Source organism: uncultured Adlercreutzia sp. (genome assembly GCF_958431955.1).
GTDB lineage: Bacteria > Actinomycetota > Coriobacteriia > Coriobacteriales > Eggerthellaceae > Adlercreutzia.
The window spans coordinates 1-4079 of the sequence record NZ_CAUASN010000064.1; the positions used below are offsets into that span (position 1 = coordinate 1).

General features: G+C 61.8%; 3 protein-coding genes. All 3 read left to right on the top strand.

All coding sequences use genetic code 11. The annotated features are described in order from the left end of the window. Positions 1-308 precede the first annotated feature (308 nt). The 3 genes from Q5064_RS11285 (at position 309) to Q5064_RS11295 (ending at position 3866) form a co-directional block, all read left to right on the top strand. Positions 309-1439, top strand: a complete 1131-nt coding sequence (locus Q5064_RS11285) for a DMT family transporter (RefSeq protein ID WP_302964751.1) — start codon at positions 309-311, stop codon at positions 1437-1439. Between the two features lie 251 nt (positions 1440-1690). After that, positions 1691-3031 (top strand): MFS transporter, encoded by a 1341-nt coding sequence (locus Q5064_RS11290; protein ID WP_302964753.1) that lies wholly within the window; start codon positions 1691-1693, stop codon positions 3029-3031. A gap of 256 nt (positions 3032-3287) precedes the next feature. Further along, positions 3288-3866: a TetR/AcrR family transcriptional regulator gene (locus Q5064_RS11295; protein WP_302964754.1), complete on the top strand. Its 579-nt coding sequence runs from the start codon at positions 3288-3290 to the stop codon at positions 3864-3866. Positions 3867-4079: the final 213 nt, after the last annotated feature.

A 4079-nucleotide genomic window follows, 5' to 3' on the forward strand; every position in this document is an offset into this window, starting at 1 on the left:
CTTCCCGAACCGCGTCGAGGATCCCACCCTCGTGCGCCCCGAGATGTGGAAGTAAGCACGACGTTTACCAGCACTCCTCGGGCGCTCCGAGCAGCCTGAGGGCACTATCCGCCAGCAAGCAGCTCAGGGCAGCTGCCTGACGGAAAACTCGAAAAGAAAGGGGAACAGGTTCCAACGCGACACGCGCCGACCTGTTCCCCTTTTCTCGTATCTCGTTTAGGGCAACGGGATGCGAGGAGGTGCCGGAACCCCCGGTATCTCGACTTATACTCAAATCACCTCAGAGGGAAAGAAAAAAGGAGGGAAACATGGCACAGGACAAAATCGCTCCTCAAGGCGAGGACACCGGTTTCCAGATGAATTATGCCAAGGGCCTCATCTTCATGCTCATCTCCGCGACGGGCATGGGCCTGGTACCGCTGTTCTCGCGTTGGGCCACGCGCGTCAACATGTTCGACGGAACCGAGGGCCTCGCTGCCGGTGACTCCATCGGCGCTCTCATGGCTTGCGGCCGCATGGGCATGGGCGTGATCTTCTTCGTCATCTTGATGTTCGCCACCGGCAAGGTGGAGACGTTCAAGAAGCTGAAGCTCACCCCCGCCATCGCGCTCGGCGGTCTTATGATCGGCTGCTCGCTGGCCTGCTACGTGACGTCCACGCTGCTGACCACCGTGGCCAACGCCGTCATGTTCATCTACACCGGGCCCGTTATCTGCGTGCTGTGCGCCCGCATCTTCCGCAAGGAGCCCATGAGCGGCCTGCAGTGGATCTGCCTCTGCATCGTGTTCATCGGCATGCTGTTCGGCGAGGGCCTGCTCGGCTTCGGCGTGGGCGGCCAGGCGTTCGGCCTCGACTTCAACCTCGAGACTTCCACGCCCGAGTTCCCGCAGAAGGGCGTGGGCGACGCCTTCGGCCTGCTGTCCGGCCTGTTCTACGGCCTGTCGATGTTCTTTAACGGCTACCGCAAGGATGCCGACACCACCGCCCGCGGTGTGTGGAACTTCATCTTCGCCGTGCTGGGCGCGGGCATCATCACCGTTATCCTGAACTCGCTCGGCAGCCAGCCGGGTATGGAGAACTGGGCCCTGTCCGTCCACTTCACCACCTTCAACTGGATCGGTGCGGTGCTGCTGTGGATCATCTGCGGCCCCATCGCCCTCGGTACCTTGCTCGTGGCCGGCCGTAACCTGCCCGCCATGGACTACGGCACCATCGCCTACTGGGAGGTGCCCGTGGCCATCTTCATCGGTATCGTGATCTTCGCGGAGCCGATGACCATCAACAGCTGGCTCGGCGTCATCCTCATCTGCGGCGGCGGTGCCTTCCCCACGGTGAAGGCCATGCTCGCCCGCAAGGGCACCGGCTCGGTCGACCAGAAGACGCTCGAGAGCGTCGAGGCCGAAAACCAGGCCGAGGTGGAGACCCAGGATCTGCCGTAGGGTCGCACGCTTCGTCGACCTGCCCGCGCCCGCGGGCGAACCAAAAGCGATTCACGGCTTTTCAAAACGTGTAAAGGTGCTGGCTGGCACTTCATAAGACTCCTAACAGGAGGAGTGCAGGCAAGCACAAGGAAATGGAGGTCCGCATATCTGTGAGAGCAGAGGTGCGGACCTCTCTGTCTGAAAGGGGATGGTTCTCATGAGAACCACGCAAAGCAAAAAGGGGTTTGGGAAGGATCTGGGTGATTTCCATGGCATCTAGTGACACTATGGTGGCAAGCGCCCCCACCGCCGAGGAAGAGCATGCGACGCTGCGCCGGGTTGCGGTATCGTCGTTCCTCGGGAACTTCATCGAGTGGTTCGACTACGCTTCCTACTCGTACTTCGCCACGGTTATCGCGCTCGTGCTGATGCCGCCGGGCGATCCCACGGTGGCGCTGCTGGAGACCTTCGGCGTGTTCGCCCTGTCGTTCCTCATGCGCCCGGTCGGCGCCTTTTTCTGGGGGCACATGGGCGATAAGAAGGGCCGCAAGTGGGCGCTTGCCACCTCCATTCTCATGATGAGCGCCGCCACCTTCGTCATCGGCCTTCTGCCGACCTTCGAGGCGGTGGGCATTTTGGCGCCCATCCTGCTGCTCGCCCTGCGCATGGTGCAGTCGTTCTCCGCTTCGGGCGAGTATGCCGGCGCGGCCACGTTCTTGGCCGAGTACGCCCCGGCCAACCACCGCGGTCTGTACTGCTCGCTCGTGCCCGCCTCCACGGCCGTAGGCCTGCTCGTGGGCTCGACGCTTGCCACGCTCATGTTCGTGAACTTCGGCCACGATTCCGCCTTCGTGACCGAGTGGGGCTGGCGCATCCCGTTCCTTCTGGCCGGTCCGCTCGGCATCATCACCCACTACATCCGCACCCGCGTGTCCGATTCCCCGGTGTACCAGGAGATGCAGGACAAGCTGGAGGCCAAGGGCGAGTCCGACGACCAGCCCATCAAGCTGTTGCTCACGCGCTACCTGCGTCCGCTGCTCGTGTCCTTCGGCGCGTGCATGCTGAACGCCGTGGGCTTCTACGCGGTGCTCACCTACCTGCCGAACTACCTGCAGGACACCGTGGGCTACGATGCCGGCGCCTCGTCGCTCATCACCACGATCTGCCTGGTGGCCTACGTGGCGTTCATCTTCTTCTCTGGCAAGATCTCCGACCACTTCGGACGCAAGAAGATGCTCATCATCGCCTCGGCGGGCTTCATCATCTTCACGGTGCCGGCGTTCTACCTGCTGAACACCGAGAACTTCTGGGTCATTTTGGTGGCCGAGCTGTTCATGTGCCTGCTGCTCACCATCAACGACGGCACGCTCTCGAGCTACCTGTCCGAGACGTTCCCGACCGAGGTGCGCTACTCCGGCTTCGCGCTGTCGTTCAACTTCGCCAACGCCATCTTCGGCGGCTCGGCGTCGTTCATCTCCATCGCGCTCATCCAGGCGACGGGCAATCCCATCGCGCCGGCGTGGTACATGGTGGTCATCTCGGTGGTGGCGCTCATTGCCATGTGCATGACCCACGACAACTCGAGGAAGAAGCTGACCGACATCGAGTAGGGGAGCGTCGCGAGCGTGTCATGACGCTGCGCGCGGAATGGGCCCCGAAGGGCTCTGAGGCGCGCTTTTTCTCGGGCTGGCGCCCGGGCGGTTGGGGAGGGCCGCCCGGGCGCTGTTTCGTTGTGCAGATGAACAACGAGGAATTGACTGGGAGTTTACTTCAAGATTTCGGAAAATATAGCTTCATCAGGGCTTACAATACTGTTGCATTTCTGCTAAAGTTGCAAAAACGCCAACTATTTGAAAAGAGACTGCTATGACCAAACCATTGGCCAAACCCAAGTCCCTGAAAGCTCAGATCACTCGAACCTCGTTGGTGCTCGCCGCAGCGGCCCTGCTGCGGGAACGCGGTCCGGAGGCCGTCACCTACCGCAAGGTGGCCGAATGGGCCGGTGCCGCCTCGTCGTCGGTCGGCTACTACTTCGAGTCGGTGACCGACCTGCTCTACGAGGCCGGCTGCTACAACATCGAGCTGTGGATCGCCCGTGCCGAGAAGGTGGCCCAGACGGCCGATTCCCTGTCGTCGGAAGAGTGCCGCGAGCGCGTGGTCGACCTGCTGATAGAGGCCTGCCTGCCCGACGATACGGTCTCCATGCCCGCCCACTACGCCCAGCTCATCGCGGCCTCCGAGGCGCCGGTGGTGACCGAGGCCTACCGCAAGGGCCGCGAGGCGCTGGATGCGGCCGTGAACCGCATTCTCGTGCGGGCGGGCGTTCCGCTGGCCCCGCCGATCATCGGCGCGCTGGTGGACGGCGGCGCGGTAAAGGCCATCTCCGAGGGCTACGACGTGCGCGAGATCGTGCGCGGTCTTTTGGAGACGGCCATCAACGGCTAATCGCGAGAGTCCCATACCAGGTATTGACAGGTTGTCTAAGATTTTTTCTCATATTTGACTGAAAATATCGGTAAAAGGCTTTTGTGCACGTGCAAAAAATGGTATAAAGAATGCGCCTCGAAAACGGGGCGCATTCTGCTAGAGATAGGAGCACGTTTATGGCAAAGATCGTCAGCTCTTGGAACGACTGGGATCCGCTGAAGCGCGTCATCG